19 protein-coding genes are annotated in these 14,826 nt (G+C 68.8%); 9 read left to right on the top strand and 10 right to left on the bottom strand.

Going from position 1 to position 14,826, the window contains the following annotated elements; all coding sequences use genetic code 11:
* Positions 1-23 precede the first annotated feature (23 nt).
* Positions 24-1,280, top strand: a complete 1,257-nt coding sequence (locus ACFYRU_RS10185; protein ID WP_387655536.1) for an FAD-binding oxidoreductase — start codon at positions 24-26, stop codon at positions 1,278-1,280.
* On the opposite strand, the gene ACFYRU_RS10180 is transcribed toward ACFYRU_RS10185, so the two are convergent.
* The 5 genes from ACFYRU_RS10180 to ACFYRU_RS10160 form a co-directional block, all read right to left on the bottom strand.
* The gene (locus tag ACFYRU_RS10180; RefSeq protein ID WP_387655533.1) at positions 1,228-1,770 is read right to left on the bottom strand and encodes a GrpB family protein; all 543 of its coding nucleotides are present in this window, start codon (positions 1,768-1,770) and stop codon (positions 1,228-1,230) included. The two genes, ACFYRU_RS10185 and ACFYRU_RS10180, sit on opposite strands and share 53 nt — an antisense overlap.
* The gene (locus ACFYRU_RS10175) at positions 1,767-2,162 is read right to left on the bottom strand and encodes a RidA family protein (RefSeq protein ID WP_387655531.1); all 396 of its coding nucleotides are present in this window, start codon (positions 2,160-2,162) and stop codon (positions 1,767-1,769) included. Before ACFYRU_RS10175 ends, ACFYRU_RS10180 begins: the two co-directional genes overlap by 4 nt.
* Before the next feature lie 21 nt (positions 2,163-2,183).
* Positions 2,184-2,618: a protein-tyrosine phosphatase family protein gene (locus ACFYRU_RS10170; protein ID WP_387655528.1), complete on the bottom strand. Its 435-nt coding sequence runs from the start codon at positions 2,616-2,618 to the stop codon at positions 2,184-2,186.
* A gap of 9 nt (positions 2,619-2,627) precedes the next feature.
* Positions 2,628-3,698: an ABC transporter ATP-binding protein gene (locus ACFYRU_RS10165; RefSeq protein ID WP_387655526.1), complete on the bottom strand. Its 1,071-nt coding sequence runs from the start codon at positions 3,696-3,698 to the stop codon at positions 2,628-2,630.
* Positions 3,699-3,849: 151 nt separating this feature from the next.
* The gene (locus tag ACFYRU_RS10160) at positions 3,850-4,746 is read right to left on the bottom strand and encodes a LysR family transcriptional regulator (RefSeq protein ID WP_387655523.1); all 897 of its coding nucleotides are present in this window, start codon (positions 4,744-4,746) and stop codon (positions 3,850-3,852) included.
* 90 nt (positions 4,747-4,836) lie between these two features.
* On the opposite strand from ACFYRU_RS10160, the gene ACFYRU_RS10155 reads away from it, so the two are divergent.
* Both ACFYRU_RS10155 and ACFYRU_RS10150 read left to right on the top strand, forming a co-directional pair.
* Positions 4,837-6,048, top strand: a complete 1,212-nt coding sequence (locus ACFYRU_RS10155; protein WP_387655520.1) for an MFS transporter — start codon at positions 4,837-4,839, stop codon at positions 6,046-6,048.
* Between the two features lie 15 nt (positions 6,049-6,063).
* Positions 6,064-6,888, top strand: a complete 825-nt coding sequence (locus ACFYRU_RS10150) for a phosphotransferase enzyme family protein (RefSeq protein ID WP_387655517.1) — start codon at positions 6,064-6,066, stop codon at positions 6,886-6,888.
* Here ACFYRU_RS10150 and ACFYRU_RS10145 read toward each other — a convergent pair.
* A complete protein-coding gene (locus tag ACFYRU_RS10145) occupies positions 6,885-7,331 on the bottom strand; it encodes a winged helix-turn-helix transcriptional regulator (protein WP_387655514.1) in 447 nt (148 codons plus the stop codon). The two genes, ACFYRU_RS10150 and ACFYRU_RS10145, sit on opposite strands and share 4 nt — an antisense overlap.
* Positions 7,332-7,416: 85 nt before the next feature.
* On the opposite strand from ACFYRU_RS10145, the gene ACFYRU_RS10140 reads away from it, so the two are divergent.
* The 3 genes from ACFYRU_RS10140 to ACFYRU_RS10130 are packed head-to-tail and all read left to right on the top strand — an operon-like array spanning position 7,417 to position 9,114.
* On the top strand, positions 7,417-8,007 hold the full coding sequence (locus ACFYRU_RS10140) for a dihydrofolate reductase family protein (RefSeq protein ID WP_387655511.1): 591 nt from the start codon (positions 7,417-7,419) through the stop codon (positions 8,005-8,007).
* Positions 8,008-8,019: 12 nt separating this feature from the next.
* Positions 8,020-8,415: a pyridoxamine 5'-phosphate oxidase family protein gene (locus ACFYRU_RS10135; protein WP_387655509.1), complete on the top strand. Its 396-nt coding sequence runs from the start codon at positions 8,020-8,022 to the stop codon at positions 8,413-8,415.
* Between the two features lie 9 nt (positions 8,416-8,424).
* Positions 8,425-9,114, top strand: coding sequence for a dienelactone hydrolase family protein (locus ACFYRU_RS10130; RefSeq protein ID WP_387655506.1), 690 nt, complete (start codon positions 8,425-8,427; stop codon positions 9,112-9,114).
* Here ACFYRU_RS10130 and ACFYRU_RS10125 read toward each other — a convergent pair.
* Positions 9,092-9,601, bottom strand: coding sequence for a putative immunity protein (locus ACFYRU_RS10125; RefSeq protein WP_387655503.1), 510 nt, complete (start codon positions 9,599-9,601; stop codon positions 9,092-9,094). The two genes, ACFYRU_RS10130 and ACFYRU_RS10125, sit on opposite strands and share 23 nt — an antisense overlap.
* A gap of 39 nt (positions 9,602-9,640) precedes the next feature.
* Entirely contained in the window at positions 9,641-10,573 is a 933-nt protein-coding gene (locus ACFYRU_RS10120) for an AraC family transcriptional regulator (RefSeq protein ID WP_387655501.1), read from the bottom strand.
* A gap of 91 nt (positions 10,574-10,664) precedes the next feature.
* Here ACFYRU_RS10120 and ACFYRU_RS10115 point away from each other — a divergent pair, with 91 nt between their 5' ends.
* A complete protein-coding gene (locus ACFYRU_RS10115) occupies positions 10,665-11,498 on the top strand; it encodes an NAD(P)H-binding protein (RefSeq protein WP_387655498.1) in 834 nt (277 codons plus the stop codon).
* Between the two features lie 132 nt (positions 11,499-11,630).
* Here ACFYRU_RS10115 and ACFYRU_RS10110 read toward each other — a convergent pair whose 3' ends face one another.
* Positions 11,631-12,788, bottom strand: coding sequence for a zinc-dependent metalloprotease family protein (locus ACFYRU_RS10110; protein WP_387655495.1), 1,158 nt, complete (start codon positions 12,786-12,788; stop codon positions 11,631-11,633).
* Between the two features lie 146 nt (positions 12,789-12,934).
* Here ACFYRU_RS10110 and ACFYRU_RS10105 point away from each other — a divergent pair, with 146 nt between their 5' ends.
* Positions 12,935-13,900: a helix-turn-helix transcriptional regulator gene (locus tag ACFYRU_RS10105; RefSeq protein WP_387655493.1), complete on the top strand. Its 966-nt coding sequence runs from the start codon at positions 12,935-12,937 to the stop codon at positions 13,898-13,900.
* Positions 13,897-14,481 carry a YdeI family protein gene (locus ACFYRU_RS10100; RefSeq protein WP_387655490.1) on the top strand — a complete coding sequence of 195 codons (585 nt, stop codon included), beginning with the start codon at positions 13,897-13,899 and terminating at the stop codon, positions 14,479-14,481. The genes ACFYRU_RS10105 and ACFYRU_RS10100 overlap by 4 nt, the downstream gene beginning before the upstream one ends.
* On the opposite strand, the gene ACFYRU_RS10095 is transcribed toward ACFYRU_RS10100, so the two are convergent.
* A complete protein-coding gene (locus ACFYRU_RS10095; protein WP_387655487.1) occupies positions 14,478-14,813 on the bottom strand; it encodes a cupin domain-containing protein in 336 nt (111 codons plus the stop codon). The two genes, ACFYRU_RS10100 and ACFYRU_RS10095, sit on opposite strands and share 4 nt — an antisense overlap.
* Positions 14,814-14,826: the final 13 nt, after the last annotated feature.

The raw sequence follows: 14,826 nt of genomic DNA, 5'->3' as shown, positions 1-14,826 counted from the left end.
CAAGGACTCCTACCGTGAGATTCATGATGCTGACGACGACAAGCAAGGGATACGACGAGGCACGGCTCGGGTTCCAGCGACGGGACCCGCACCGGCCGGCGGTGATCTTCCCGGTCACGAACGCCGACGAGGTGCAGGAGGCGGTGCGGTACGCGATCGACCACGACCTGCGGATAGCGGTGCAGGCGTCGGGCCACGGGCTGACCGAGGGGATCGACGGCGGCGTACTGATCGCGACCTCGGGCTTCAACGGCGTCACTGTGGACGCCGAGAAGAAGACCGCCTGGATCGAGGCGGGCGCGACCTGGCGCGACGTGCTGGCCGCGACGGCGCCGTACGGCCTCGCGCCGCTGTCCGGGAGTTTCCCCGGCGTCGGCGCGATCTCGTACACGCTCGGTGGGGGACTGGGGCTGATGGCGCGCCGGTACGGGTACGCCGCCGACCACGTCCGGCGGATCGAGGTCGTGACCACGGACGGCGTACGGAGGAACGCCGAGGAGGACCCGGACCTGTTCTGGGCGCTCCGCGGTGGCGGCGGGAACTTCGGGGTGGTCACCGGGATCGAGGTCGACCTGTTCGACGTGCCGACGATCTTCGGCGGCAGCCTGTACTTCGACCTCGCCGAGTACCCCGACGTACCGGAGGCGTGGCGGGAGTGGACCCGGTCCGTGCCCGAGGAGGTGACGTCGGCGATCGCGATCCTGCCGGTGCCGGACCTCCCGCAGGTACCGGCGCCGATCCGCGGGAAGTACATCGGCCAGGTCCAGCTCGCGATCCTCGGCGACCGGGGCGAGGAGCTGATCGCGCCACTGCGGGCGCTCGGTACGCCGGTGATGGACACGGTCGGCGTGATCCCGTACGTCGACTCCGGGCAGATCTTCGCGGAGCCGGAGCGCCCGGACGCGTACAGCTCCCGCAACGTGCTGCTGGACGACCTCGACGCGCTGAAGACGTTGCCGGGGCCGGACGCCGAGCGGATGCACGTGATCGGCATCCGGCATCTCGGCGGCGCGCTCGCCCGGCGGCCCGAGATCCCGAACGCGGTCGGTCACCGCGAGGCGGCGTACTCGCTCACCGTACTGACACCGGGCGAAGGTGAGGCGGCCCGCGAAGTACTGGAACCGTGGCGCGAGGCAACTATTGGCCGCGCCCTCAACTTCAGCTTCGAGAAGCTCTCAGCCGAGGAGATCGCCGACGCGTACGACGACTACGACCGGCTGGTCGAACTCAGGCGGCGGTATGACCCGGACCGTCGGCTCCACGCGAACCACCAGCTCTAGCGATCAGCTCCTCGACCAACGCACCCTTTCCGGACACGTACGCGGTGCGGTCGGTGGTGAGCAGGTGCGCGAGCTCGCGCTTGCGCTCGGCGTACCGCTCACGATCGGCCGGGTCCGCGCGCAGATGATCGCGGAGCAGGATGTGGTCGCGGAAGGCTTTGTTGCCATCGACAACTACGTAGAGATGGTGGTAATGGACGGCGTCGGGCGGCAGCGCGAACGCCTCGCGGCCGGGGATCCCCTGGTCGCCCTCGTGCCGGTAGCCTGTCGCCGTCAGTCGGGCGATCGCGGCCGGTACCTGGTCGGCCGTCGGTACGACGACGTCCACATCGATGATCGGCTTCGCCGCCAGCCCGGGTACGGCGGTACTGCCGACGTGCTCGATCCGGTGCGGAAGCTCGGCCAGGTACGGCGTCAGCCGGTCGCGGACCTCGGCGAACCACAACGGCCAGCGTGGGTCGTAGTCCACCACTTCGGCGGGGACGATCACAGAGCCGCCGTGACGTCGACCTCGACGAGCTGGCCCGGGAATCCGAGCTGGGCAACGCCGAGCAGCGTGCTCGCGGTGGTGAACGCCGGTCCGAGCAGGGAGGCGTTGAGCTGATCCCAGACCGCGGTCAGGTCGGATCGGTCAGAGCTGGCGACGTAGATCACCGTGCGGACGACCTGATCAGGTGTCGCGCCGGCGCCCTTGAGCGCGCTGAGGATGTTCGTGATCACCTGCGCGGTCTGCGCTTCGAGACCGCCCGGAGCAAGCTCGCCGGACGGCTGCAGCGGACACTGGCCGGCCAGGTACACCAAGGTGTTCGCCTGCACGCGGGTCACGTGGTGGTAGCCCGGCGTCGCGTGCAGACCTTCAGGGTTGCTCCGCTCGATCGTCACGTCCCGACCCAACGTGATCCCTCACTCCGTGGTCAACAGGTTTTGCACGTACCGCTTCTGCCACGGCGTCTCCACCGCGTGCTTGTCGTAGTGCTCGCGTACGTAGTCGACCGCCTGATCGGCGGGGACGCCGTCGAGGACGGCGAGGCAGGCGAGCGCCGTACCGGTCCGGCCGCGGCCGCCGCTGCAGACCAGCTCGACCCGGCCGGTCGCGGTCCGCTCGAGCGCCTGGCGGAAGGCGGTGAGCGCCTGTGGACGATCGACCGGGAGCCGGAAGTCGGGCCACTTCACCCAGTGCCATTCCCAGGGGACGTCCGGTGGTTCGTGCCCGAGCAGGTACACGCCGTACGTCGGGAACGGCGCTGCCGCCGGGCCGTGCCGCAGACCGCGTCCGCGAACCAGCCGCCCCGACGGCAGCTCCATCACACCTGGTAAGTCCTTGCTCCACAGGCCCACGAGGCCAAACTACACAAGCCGGTCCTCGGTCGAGGTGGAGAACAGGTGCAGTTTGTCGGGGTCTGGTGCGAGGTGGACGACGGTTCCCTTGTCGTTGTGCAGGCGGGTGCCGATCCGGGCGATGATCTGGTCGCTGGTGTGTTCGGCGGTGCCGTACAGGAACGCATCGGAGCCGAGCTCTTCGATGACCGATACCTTGACTGGCAGTCCGTCGTCTGCGAGGTGCAGCGCCTCGGGGCGGACGCCGAGGGTGAGGGTCTTGTCGTCGCCGGCCTTGGCGAGTACGTCGCGGGCGATCGGTACGACGTAGTCGCCGACCTTGGCGCCGCCGTCGACGATCTGGGCCTCGATGAGGTTCATCGCCGGCGAGCCGATGAAGCCTGCGACGAACTTGTTCCGTGGCCGGTCGTACAGGTTGAGCGGGGTGTCCACCTGCTGCAGGACGCCGTCCTTCAGCACCGCGACCCGGTCGCCCATGGTCATGGCCTCGACCTGGTCGTGGGTGACGTAGACGGTGGTGACGCCGAGGCGGTGCTGGAGTTCGGCGATCTGGGTGCGGGTCTGGACGCGGAGTTTGGCGTCGAGGTTCGACAGCGGCTCGTCCATCAGGAAGACCTGTGGGTTGCGGACGATCGCGCGGCCCATCGCGACGCGCTGACGCTGGCCGCCGGACAGTGCCTTGGGTTTGCGGTCGAGGTACTCCTCGAGACCGAGCAGTTTGGCGGCCTCCAGCACGCGCTTGGCGCGGTCGTCCTTGTGGATGCCTTGCATCTTGAGGGCGAAGCCCATGTTGTCGGCGACCGACATGTGGGGGTAGAGCGCATAGTTCTGGAACACCATCGCGATGTCGCGTTCCTTGGGCGGAGCGTTGGTGACGTCGCGGTCGCCGATGAAGATGGCGCCCTCGTTGACCTCTTCGAGTCCGGCCAGCATCCGCAGTGCGGTCGACTTGCCGGAACCGGACGGGCCGACCAGGACCATGAACTCGCCGTCCTCGATGTCGAGATCGAGCTTGTCCACCGCCGCGATGTCGGTACCCGGGTAGACCCGGGTCGCTCCCTTGAACGAAACAGTTGCCATGTCCCGCTTCCTTTCCTTCGCCGGCAGGAACGTGCCGGACGATCCGTAGCAAAGGCCCCCAGGTCTTGGGTGTCTGCTCGGTGACTCATCACCGAAGCAAGAGGTACAACGATCGTTCGCCGACTTACATTCCCGCGTGAATCAACGGCGGTTAGAAGTACTGCCCGCCGACCGAGTCACCGATCAGCTCGAGTAGCGCGGTCACGGCCCGACTCGGTCGCCGCCCGGCCGCGGTCGCGACGGACAACGTCCAGGTCAGCTCGGCGTCTTCGATGGGCAGCTTGGCCACGCCCGGCTCCGAAGCCAACTCGACGTCCGGCACGATCCCGACCCCGAGCCCGGCCTTGACGTAATCCGGAATCGTGGTCAGTTCTGGGACCTCGACCTGGATCCGCCGAGGTAGTCCGATCGCTTCGAACGCTCGATCGACCATCTTCCGGTTACCGAACCCACCCGGCATGTCGACGAAGCGCTCGCCCGCCAACTCCTCCAGCCGGACGGCGGGCTTCCGCGCGAACCGGTGTGCAGCAGGCAGCAGCGCGACGAACGGCACCGTCGCGATGTCGCGGATCTCCAGCCCGGAGAGCTCCGGCTTCGGCAGACCCAGCAGCGCGACATCGAGCCGGCCGTGCCGTACGTCGTCCGCGAGCCCGCTCGACCCGGTCGGCGAGGTGGCGACCTGTACCTCGACCAGCGGGTACTTCCGGTGGAACGCGCCGAGCAGCTCAGCCATGTTCACCAGCCTGAGCCGCGCGAGCGTGCCGATCCGGATGTTGCCGCGCAGTCCGGTCGACGCTTCCTCGACCGCGGCCCGCGCCCGGTCCAGCGCCTCGAGCGCCGCCTTGGCCTCGGGTAGCAACGCCTGGCCGGCGGTCGACAACACCACCCGCCGGGTCGAGCGGTCGAAGAGCGTCGTCTTCAGGTCGGTCTCGAGCGCGCGGATCGCCGCCGACACCGTCGACTGCACGGTGAACAGGCGCTGCGCCGCGCGGGTGAAGCTCAGCTCCTCGGCGACGGCGACGAAGTACTCCAGCTGCCGGCTGTCCACAGGCTAATTATCGAGGCTCCCGATAAGAGCGTGCAAGAACTTTCGTTGGACTCGATAAATCCGGCGACGCACGCTGGGAACATGTCAACCATGACGTCTTCGCGGACCGGCGTACGGATCCGGTTCGCTCATGCACCCGGGTTCTGGGTGATCGCCGCGGCCTTCCTCACCACGATGGCCTTCTCGACGATCCCGACCCCGCTCTATGCGATCTACCAGCAGCGCGACGGCTTCCCGACGTACGTGATCACCGTGATCTTCGCCAGCTACGCCATCGGCGTGATGGCGTCGCTGTACCTCGCCGGTCACGTCAGCGACTGGCTCGGGCGCCGGCGGGTCGCGCTTCTTGCCGTACTCGCCGAGGCCTTGTCCGCGGCGATCTTCCTGATCTGGCCGGACGTCCCGGGACTGCTGCTCGCGCGATTCATCTGCGGCGTCGGGGTCGGCGTACTCACCGCTACCGCGACGGCGCATCTGTCCGAGCTGCGACAGATCGCACGGCCAGGGGAGGACCCGAGCCGGTCCGCGTTGATCTCCAGCATGGTGAACCTCGGCGGTCTGGCGTTCGGTCCGCTGATCGGCGGCCTGCTGGCACAGTACGTCGACGCGCCGCTGCGGCGTCCGTACGAGATCTTCCTGGTGCTGTTGCTGCTCAGTGCGGTCGGGATCGCGTTGGTGCCGGAGACCGTGGAGCGGCTGGAGGAGCGTCCGGCGTACCGGCCGCAGCGGGTCGCGTTGCCGTCGTCCGCGCGTCCGTTGTTCTTCGCGTCGGCGATCGGGGCCTTCGCGGCGTTCGCGATCTTCGGGTTGTTCACCTCGCTGGCGCCGACGTTCCTTGCCGGGGTGCTGCACCACACGTCGCGGTTGCTGGCCGGGGTCGTCACGTTCGCGGTCTTCATCGCCGGTGCGGCGAGCCAGGTGGTGTTCGTACGGATGTCGCGGCCGCATCAACTCCGGCTCGGACTGGTCGCGATGAGCGTCGGCCTGGTCGGTGTCGCGGTCGGCGGCTTGATCCCGAACCTCTGGCTGTTCGTCATCGGCGGTGTCGTCGCGGGTGTCGGCGTCGGCCTGGTGTTCCGGGGTGCGGTCGCGACGGCGGCGTCGCTCGCGGATCCGTCGTCGCGCGGCGAGGTACTGGCCGCGCTGTTCCTGATCGCGTACGCCGGCCTCGCGATCCCGGTCCTCGCGATCGGCCTCGGCATCGCGTTGCTCCCGGCTCAGGTTGCGCTGCTGATGTTCTCCGCGTTGATCCTGGTCTTGGTCAACGCCGCCGTATTGCGGATGCTGGCAGCACAGAAGTAGTGGTCTGATGCAGGCGTGGATCTGGAACGTGACTACGGGCTGACCGTCGACCGACTCGTACCGCATGACGGCGGGTTCGCCACCGAGGGCTGGGTGGCGGACCACCGCTGGTTCGTGAAGCGGTGGAAGGACAGCGCGCAACCGCTCGGCCTCACGCAGCTCGCGGAACTGCACGAGCTCGGCCTCCCGGTCGTCGAGCCGCTCCGGACCGTAGGCGGTGCGTTGTCCGCGCTGAGCGGTTCCCAGGCGTACGCCGTTTTCCCTTATGTAGAAGGACGTACGGCAACCTGGGACGACTGGCAGGTGGTCGCTCAGGCGCTCCGCCAGGTTCACGAGACGCCTCCGCGTGTGTCGCTGCCGCCCGCCGACGTGAGCGAGCCGCACATCCGCGACCTCCGGCAGTACCTGCAGCACCCGTGGATCGCGGATCGCGCCGAGGTGGTGAGTGCAGCGATCGCCCGGCTGGAAGACGTACGGTCGCGACTCGGCCCGGTGCGGGAAGTGGTGTGTCACACCGACTTTCATGGGTTGAACGTGTTGATCGGACCAGACGGTTCCGTGGCGGCGATCCTCGACTGGGAGAACGCCGTGCTCGGACCGCGCGAATACGACCTATGGGTCGCCGCTGACGGCGAGCCGCTCGTGGAGTTCCTCGACGCGTACGGCGCCGACGACCTCGACGCGGACCACCTGGAGTTCGCGCTGCTCGCTCGCGGTCTGCGGGACCTCGCCGCGCGCGTGATGAACGACGTCGATCGTCCCGGCGTCGACACCTGGGGCTTCGACCGGATCAACGCCGTCGACCGCAACCTCGAGATCTTCGAGCAGTACTGCGGTTAGGCGCCGGGGCCTGGGAGTACCTCGACGTCGGCGGCGTGCATCGGTTTGCCGCAGTGGGCGCAGGTCAGGTCGACGTGGCTGATCTCGCCGCACGCGTGGTGCCGGTAGAGCACCGGCGGACCGGCCGGACCGGCCAGCCATTTGTCGCCCCAGGCAACCATCACCATCAGTACGTCGACCAGCTCGCGGCCGCGGTCGGTCAGCACGTACTCGTACCGCGGGCGTGCGTCGTACGGCCGGCGCTCGATCACGTCGCGCTCGACCAGGTGGTTGAGCCGCTCGGTCAGCACCTTGCGGGAGATCCCGAGATCCGCCTGGAGCTGCTCGAACCGGGAGAGCCCGACCCAGATGTCGCGCAGGATCAACGGCGACCACGGCTCGCCGATCACGTCCAGCGTGCGCGCGATCGAGCACCTCATCTCACTGAAGTCTGTCCGCTGCATGCGATCAGTCTAGCGCTTGGGGTTCCCTTAGGGAACTCCGGCATGTTAGCGTTCCTTCAAGGAACTCCAACCGGAAGGAATCACGATGAGCAAGGTCATCGCCGCCCTCGCTGTTTCGGTCGACGGGTACATCACCGGTCGCGGCTCCGGACCGGACCATGGCCTCGGCGACGCGCCGATGCTGTTCGACTGGTACTTCAACGGCGACACCCCGAGCCAGGCGTTCGACGGCTTCAAGCTCAGCGCGCCGAGCGCCCGGGTGTTCGACGCCGCGGCCACCCGGGTCGGCGCGGTGATCGCCGGCCACAAGACGTACGACGACTCCGGCCACTTCGGCGGGAACAGCCCGCACCCGAACGCGCCCCTGGTCGTGCTGAGCCACGGGCCGGTCGCGGAGGTCAGCGAACGGCAGACCCTCGCGAACACCATCGAGGACGCGGTCGACGCGGCCCGGAAACTTGCTGACGGCAAGGACGTCGGTCTGATGGGTGGCGGCGTGGTGACATCGGCGTTGCGGGCCGGGCTGGTCGACGAGGTCCTGTTGCACCAGGTCCCGATCCTGCTCGGCGCCGGCCGCCCGTTCTTCCAGGAGCTCCCCGAGCACATCCGCCTCAACCTCGTCGAGGCTGTGCCCGCGCCTGGCGTCACCCATCTCCACTACGAAATCGTCCGCTGAAGGAGCCCTGCCATGTCGAAGCCCGCCGTGTTGAAGCCTGCCGTACGTGCCGCCGTCGAGAGCACGTCGATCGCCCACCTCGCCACCGTCCTCCCGGACGGCTCGCCGCACTCGATCCCGCTCTGGGTCAGCACCCTCGGCGACAAGATCATCTTCCTCACCGGCCCGAACTCCCAGAAGGCCCACAACCTCCGCCGCGACCCGCGCGTGGCTCTCTCACTGGCCCCGGTCGACAACCCGTACGAACCGATCATCGTCCGCGGCCGCGTGACCGAGTGGATCGACGGCGACGAAGGTTGGCGGTTGGCCGACGAGATCGCGATGAAGTACATCGGCCAGCCGTACTCCCGCGACCTGGCCCGAGTCGTCGGCGTCATCGAGGCGGACCACCAGACCGTTGGGATCTAGGATGCGCGCATGGGTGTGACTGTGACGGTTGGGGAGCAGGACGCATATCTGGCGCGGGTCGGGCATGCCGGGATGTTGCTGCTGCCGATGATCACCGGGATCGGTGAGCAGGTCCGGACGTGGGCGGACGAGTTGGCAGCCGAGGGCGTCACGGCGCTGGCTTGGGATCCGTTCAAGGGCCGGAGTACGGACAACGCCACGTTCGAGGAGCTCAGTGCGATGTCGCCGCAGCTGGACGACGACGTGGCGCTCGCGGAGCAGAGCGCCTTGCTGGACTACTTGTTCGACGAGCTCGGGTGCAGCAAGGTCGGCGTGATCGGGTGGTGCCTCGGCGGACGGTTCGCGTTCCTGCTCGCCGCGCGGGACCAGCGCGTGGCGAACGTCGTCGCGTTTCATCCGACGGTGCCGTCGCAGCGGAAGCCGCATCACAGGTACGACGCGATCGCCGAGGCGGCAGGGATCACGGCGCCGGTGATGGTGAGCTACCCGAGTGCTGACTCCGCCGTACCGAACGCGGACTTCGAGACGTTGCAGACCGTGCTGCAGGCGCGGACCGCCGGCGCGACGTTCACTCAGTACTTCCCCGGCGCGGACCACGGGTTCTCGGACAAGTCGCGGCACGGCAAAGCGGTCAACGCGGACGCGTTCCGGCTGGCGTGGCCGCAGGCGCTCGCGTTCATGAAGTCGACGGTCGCCTGAGCTCGGCCTCCAACTGCCGGTGCAACTCGCCCAGCCGGCTGCGACCGGGCGAGCCGTCGGGGTAGCGCTGGATCAGTTCCCGCACCACCTCCGGCACGCGTTCGATCGCCCAGCGCACGAAGGCATCACCCACCGCTGGATCACCGACCGCTAGCTCCTGCGCGTACGCGGCGTACTGTGCGGCGCCCACGATGTGCTTCACCTGAGTGGCGGCCGCGAGTGGATGCAGGTACGCCGAACCCGCCGCCGCAACCGCGGCTCGAGCAGCCGCCTCGGCGGGCGGATCGGTCAGCTCCCCGGCCGCCTTCAGGGCCGCGAACGCGGTCGTCCGGATCGCCTTGGTTCGGTTGCCTCCGGCACCGAATTCCCGAACCGCTTCGATCGCGGCACCCGGTCGCGGATCGCCCTGCACCAGCGGCAGCACCTGTTCGGCACACTCCGCGGACCACAATGCAAGCTCGCGCAGCTCATCCAGACCCAACTCCATGAGTCTCGATCGTATCGTTGAACAGGACGGTTGAGACTTTCACGCCGCCCGGCGGTGATCGGTAGGCGTGATCCCACGGACCCGCTTGAACGCAACGCTCAAAGCGAAGGCGTTCGCGTAGCCGACCCGCCGGGCGATCGTCTCGACCGTGTCGCGGGTCGAGCGCAGCTGATCGGCGGCGAGCGTGATCCGCCAGCCGGTCAGGTAGCTCATCGGCGCTTCGCCGACGACCGCGGTGAAGCGCCGGGCCAGCGAAGCACGCGACACCCCGACGCGATCGGCGAGCTCGGTGACGTTCCACGCGTACGCCGGATCCTCGTGCAGCAAGCGCAACGCCGCACCGGCTACTGGGTCCGTCTGGGCCTGGTACCAGCCCGGGGCGTGCGACTCCGGCCGCGCGAACCATGCGCGCAACGTGGTGATCAACGCGAGGTCGAGCCACCGGTCGAGGACCGTCTGCTGGCCGGGTACATCGCGCTGGATCTCGCTGGTGATCATGTCCATCACGGCACCCGCGAGGTCGGCGGCCGGTACCACGAGCACCGACGGCAGCGCGGTGACCAGCCGCCGGCTGACGTCGCCAGCCACCGAATAGGTGCCGCTGGCAACCATGATCTCGCCGGTCTTGCGGCCGCCGAACGTCCGTACGCCGAGCTGGGCCGAGTAGTCGACCGGTGCCCCAGGCAACCGTTCGCAGATGCCGCCGGGGTGGATCCGCAGGACCGGTGTGGTCTGCAGGGTGTCGCCGACGACGTACGGCTCCGGGCCGGTCACGATCGCGACGTCCCCCTGCTCCATCCGCTGCGGCTCGACGCCGTCCCGGGTGATCCAGCCGGAGCCGCGAACGATGGTCGCGAGCGCGAGCGGTGCCTCGTCGCGGATCTCCAGCGCCCATGGCAGATCCAGGATCGTCATGTTGAAGACGCCGTCCTGCGCGCGGGTCCCGGTGAGTAGTTCGTCGAGCACGTCCATGGCACGAGCCTAGAACAGGGTGAGCGTTTCGAACATCGGATTGCGGCGCGCAACCATGGTTTGTCTCACCGTGAACCGGTGGACTGAAGCCATGACAGAGATTCTGATCCTCAGTGGCAAGGGCAAGACCGGTCGCCGCGTGGCGGCGCAGCTCGACGCGCGAGGCGTCCCGTACCGGCTGGCGTCGCGCTCCAGCGAGCGGCGCTTCGACTGGTACGACGAGAGCACCTGGGCGGACGCGGTCCGCGGTGCGGAGACGGCGTACCTCGCGCCGCCGGTCGGGCCGACCGGGCTCGCGCAGGCGGGCCGGTTCGTCCAGCAGGCGTCCGGGCTGCGGCGGCTGGTGCTGTTGTCCGGGCGCGGCGTCGGCGGTTCGGGCCGGGACTTCGCGGTGTACGACGGATCGCTCGAACTGGAGAGCGTGGTCCGGGCGAGCCACCTGGACTGGACGATCGTGCAACCGGCCTGGTTCGCGCAGGGCTTCAGCGAGGACTTCCTGCGGTACGACGTCCTGGCCGGCGAGATCCGCCTGTCCGCGGGGACCGGCGGGGAGGCGTGGATCGACACGAACGACGTCGGCGACGTGATGACCACCGCGCTCCTCGACCCGTCGTACGTCGGCCAGGTGATCCCGATCTCCGGCCCGCGGGTGCTCACGATGAGCGAGATCGCCGACGAACTGACCACGGCGACGGGACGCTCGATCAAGTACGTCGACCTCGAGCCGGCCGCGCACGTCGCGGAGCTGATCGAGCACGGGCTCCCGCAGGAGGACGCCGAGGCGGTCCGCGACCTGTTCACGGTGATCCGCAACCACCGCTCGGAGTACATCTCCGACGGCGTCGAACGAGTCCTCGGCCGTGCACCACGCGACTTCACCGACTGGGCCCGCGAAACGGCCGCGACCGGGGCGTGGGAGGTCTGAGCTGCGGACGCCCAGGCCATCACAATCGCGGCGAACCGGCGTGCGCAGGCTCAGCCGCCGGCGCGGAAGGCGATTGTGATGGCCTGGCGGTCCGCCTCCCCCGCCCACCTGAAGGCGGGGGAGGCGGAAGACTCAGTGCTGCGCGGTCCACTCTTCGTGGGTGAGCTCCTTCAGGTCCGACGCCGGGGTCTTCGCGAGCGGGGCGGTGCCGCCGCCGACCGCGCCGCCGCCGAAGACGATGTTCGCCCAGTTGTTCTGCGCGATCAGGATCGAGGTCGTCTTGTCGCCGTTGATGTCGGCCGCCGTCGTGGTGTCGGTGGTGTCGCCGTCACAGTTCCAGTCGATCGGCTGGTTCGCGGCGCCGGCGGTTGTCCGGGTGGTGCCGTTCGGGCACTTCCAGCTGGTCTTGTACCCGGCGCCGACGCTGCCGAGGCCGACCGTCTCGTCCGGGCGGGCCTCGTTGATCGAGGTCGGCTGGACGTTCGAGTAACCCCAATACTTGGTGCCGTCCGCCTTCAGTACGCCGCCGAGCTGGAACGAGTAGTTCATCACGCTCAGGTAGTTCGGCTTGTAGTTCAGGTTGTCGGTGCCGCCGTGCTTCAGTCCGAGGTTGTGGCCGAGCTCGTGCACGAACGTGCCGACGTTCGTGTCGTCGGTCGCGTTCCAACTGCACTTCGGACCGACCGTGACGATGAACGTGTCGTTCGGGATGTTGAACGCCTGCCCGCTGCTGCACCCGCCGTCGTAGCTGTCACCCCAGAGCATGTAGTGGAAGACAGCCTTGCGCGCCGACGCGAAGTTGGCGGCCTTGATCGCGTTGGTCTCGGTCGCCGACGGGTTCAGGTCGGCGTCGTACGCGACCTCGTTGCCGCCGCCCAGGTCGTACTTCGTCCCGCGCGCGGAGCCCGCGTCCAGATGGATCGTGATACCGGTCGAGCCGTCCGGGTTGCTGACCGGGGCGGTCGCGAACACCTGGACGATCCGGTCCAGCGCCGCCGTACTGGCGAGCCGGCCGGACATGTAGTCCATCTCGACGAACAGGTCCTTCTTCTTCGGGTTCGCGCCCATCGCGGGCAGGTCGACGTCGACGACGCCGTCTCCGTTGGCGTCGTACCCGTTCGTCTCCCACGCGTCCGGCAACGAGTCGCCGTCGGTGTCGGTGGCGACGACCTTCTTCGTCTGGGCATTCGTGTCGGTGGTGGGTGCCGGTGCGGCGAGGGCGTTCGAGCCGGCCAGTGCGGCGACGGCCAGGGAGGTCAGTACGGCGAACAAGGCGGGGCGGGGCCTCATCAGATCTCCTTCGGGGGCGGTGGGTGATCTGAGCGCTACCGTAGGTGATTTCCATCGTTGAGGTCGGCGCAGCGGGGACACTGGCGCATTTGGGTCACCGTCAATAGCGGACAAATCCTGGCCGCTACCCATGGCAGTCTGAGTGCATGGCCGAAACCTCTGCCCGTCTCCTCGCGCTGCTGTCGTTGCTGCAGGCCCGGCGCGACTGGCCGGGCTCGTTGCTCGCCGAGCGGCTCGAGGTGAGCCCGCGGACGGTACGCCGGGACGTCGACCGGCTGCGCGACCTCGGGTACCCGGTCCGCGCGACCAAAGGCCCCGACGGCGGGTACCGCCTGGACGCGGGCGCCGAGCTGCCGCCGTTGCTGTTCGACGACGACCAGGCGATCGCGGTCGCGGTGGCGTTGCAGACGGCAACGACCACGGTCACCGGGATCGAGGAGGGCGCGCTGCGGGCGCTCGCGACGGTGCGTCAGGTGATGCCCGCGCGGTTGCGGCAGCGCGTCGACGCCCTGCAGGTCACCACGGTCGACCGGTACGCGCATCGCCGTACGACGGTCGACTCGGACCAGCTGATCGCGATCGGGATGGCGGTCCGCGCCCAGGAGGTGCTGCGCTTCGACTACGCCGCGCCCGGTACGCCGGAAGGCGAATGGCCGCCGCCCCGGAAGGTCGAGCCGCATCACCTGGTGACGTGGGGCGGGCGCTGGTACCTGGTCGGGTGGGACCTGGACCGCAAGGACTGGCGGACGTTCCGGGTGGACCGGATGACGCCGAAGACGCCGACCGGCCCGCGGTTCGCCGCGCGCGAACTGCCGGCGCCCGACGTGGCGACGTACATCTCCAGCCGCTTCCACGGCCAGGACAAGAACCCCTGTCGCGGCGAGGCGATCCTGCAGGCGAAGGCGTCGGACATCGCGCAGTGGGCCGGCCACGGCGCCTTCGTCGAGGAGCTCACGCCGACGAGCTGCCGGCTCGCGCTCACCGGCTGGTCGTGGACCGGGCTGGCCGCGATGTTCGGCATGTTCGAGTGCGACCTGGAATTCGTCGGCCCACAAGAACTGAAGGACGCCGCGGCCCAACTCGCCGCCCGCTACCAGGAGGCCGCCTCATGACCACTGAATTGATTGTCGTCGACGCCGCTGCCTGGCACGACTGGCTCCGCCTGAACCACGGTGGTTCCGACGGGGTCTGGCTGGTGCTGGCGAAGAAGAACGTGACCGACCCGACGAGCCTGACGTACGACGAAGCGCTCGAGGAAGCCCTGTGTCACGGGTGGATCGACGGGCAACGACGCGGGCGCGACGAGCAGACGTTCATCCAGCGGTACACCCCGCGCCGCGCGCGGAGCATGTGGTCGCTGCGGAACGTCGGCATCGTCGCGCGACTGGAGCAGGACGGGCGCATGCGCGACGCCGGCCGCGCCGAGGTCGAGCGGGCGAAGGCGGACGGCCGGTGGGACAAGGCGTACGGCCCCGCGAGCGCGCGGGACATTCCGGAGGACCTGGCGGCGGCGCTGGCCGCCGAGCCGAAGGCGCTGGCGATGTTCGAGATCCTCACCAGCGCGAACCGCTTCGCCGTGATCTTTCGCGTCAACGACGCGAAGCGGCCCGAGACCAGGACGAAGCGGATCGCACTGTACGTCGAACAACTCGCCCGCGGCGAGACGATCTACCCCCAGAAGCGGACGCTCTAGACGAGGTCGAGCGTCGCCTCCTGGCCGGCGGTCAGGGGGAAGTACGCGAGGAACGTGACGCCTTCGTCCTCGGTGTCGAAGCGAGTGATCCGGTCGACGGCCGGCTCGTAGAAGACGTCGCCGGGGTGCAGGACCTGTGGCTCGTCGTCCGCGCCCTGCTGGTAGATCGCGGACCCGGAGACGATGTTGCCGAACACCGGGCCGTTGTGGACGTGCGCGCCGAGCGCGGTGTGCGGCTCGATGGTGATCCGCCGTACCTCGACGCGCTGGACGGGGAGCGGTGCGGGCAGGGGCTGGTCGAGGACGACGACGCGGCTGATCGATTCGGTCATGCCGTACATACTA

Origin of the sequence: Kribbella sp. NPDC004536 (genome assembly GCF_042873835.1) — a bacterium.
Lineage (GTDB): Bacteria > Actinomycetota > Actinomycetes > Propionibacteriales > Kribbellaceae > Kribbella.
Note: the sequence above shows the minus strand (reverse complement) of the source record. Positions and strands in the feature narration are given on the sequence as shown.